The 1,212-nt window shown below is 65.6% G+C and carries 2 protein-coding genes; one reads left to right on the plus strand and one right to left on the minus strand.

Annotation, left to right across the window (positions count from 1 at the left end; genetic code table 11):
* Nucleotides 1–239: 239 nt before the first annotated feature.
* Nucleotides 240–515: a DUF2285 domain-containing protein gene (locus TSO221_RS33825; RefSeq protein ID WP_109122849.1), complete on the minus strand. Its 276-nt coding sequence runs from the start codon at nt 513–515 to the stop codon at nt 240–242.
* Nucleotides 516–702: 187 nt separating this feature from the next.
* On the opposite strand from TSO221_RS33825, the gene TSO221_RS33830 reads away from it, so the two are divergent.
* Nucleotides 703–945 (plus strand): helix-turn-helix transcriptional regulator, encoded by a 243-nt coding sequence (locus tag TSO221_RS33830; RefSeq protein WP_247878393.1) that lies wholly within the window; start codon nt 703–705, stop codon nt 943–945.
* Nucleotides 946–1,212 lie beyond the last annotated feature (267 nt).

Here is a 1,212-nt window from a genome sequence, read left to right on the forward strand (position 1 = left end):
GATAGGCTCCGTCGCGGCGCAGGAACTCCCACGCCCAGCAGGAAACAGGCACGGATAAGGCGTACTGGTAGGCGGCGGATGCACGCCAATCGTTCTTTGCTGTCATGACCTTGTCGCTCGTGCGCAGCGTCAGGTTGCGCCCGAATCAAAAGGTGAGAACCTACCCTGAAATTGCGACGACGCTGACGGTGTACAACGAGAACAAGAACGGCGGATTTCCGGAAATCCGGCGTTGCGGATCAGTGCATACCCTGCTGGAGAAGGTGCCGGTAACCGACCCGGGTCATCCACTGCGCCCGCGCCAGATGCGTGGCGTGAGCGTGCCGGGCGCGTTCGGGCTCGCGGGCGGGGTCGATGCGCAGCACAATGCGGGCGACCTCATCCGGGTCGGCCCCGTCCGCCTCGGCGTCGAGCAGGCGCAGGTAGGTGACGAGGTGCAGGCGGTCGTAGTCGGTCAGGCTGTCCGAATGGGGCGGCGCGTCGGCGACAGGCGGTTCGAGCTGAGGCGACGTCATCGGCTGGTCTCTCCCCTTCGTGTAGTCTCGCTCTGAAACGACCGCGTTTCGCACACCATCATATGTAGACACCATCCGGGCCGGTGGCACGCCCATCCCTGATGGTACCACCCCGTCTGCTCCAAATGGGGGATGTATCCCATGGAGACGTGCCCCACACTCCAGCTCCCTCCTGCGGATGGAGGACATGCCCGAGATCCTGGCCTGGACCGTCCGCCGCCTGCGCCACGCCAAGGGCATCACGCAGGAGGAACTGGCGCACCGCGCCGGCATGGACCGCAGCGATCTCGGCACCATCGAGCGGGCCGAGCACAAGGGGACGGTCGTCATGGTCGGCCGTCTGGCGGCGGCCCTGTCGGTGCTTCCCGGCGATCTTCTGGAACTGCCCCCAATCACCCCTAACCTCGCGTGGCTTGCCGGAAATCCGTAGATCCGGAACGGCGACGCCGCGCATCGGAATATCACAGCGCCGCCGTGTCTTTAGATGCTTTGCAATGGCCTGCTGCCAACGGCGCATCTGGCGGGGTTTGGCTAAACTTTCCGGATATTCTTCAGCATCGCATGATGTACGGGCATTGCCCCTGGGCCGGGGACCGGTGCGTCGTCCGCACCGGTCCCGGTCGGTGTTCATGCCGCCTGCTGCACCGGCGGCTGAAGCGCGTGCAGGAAATCGACGGCGCGCTGGGCGTGCGCCGCG

It is taken from the genome of Azospirillum sp. TSO22-1, from assembly GCF_003116015.1.
GTDB lineage: Bacteria > Pseudomonadota > Alphaproteobacteria > Azospirillales > Azospirillaceae > Azospirillum.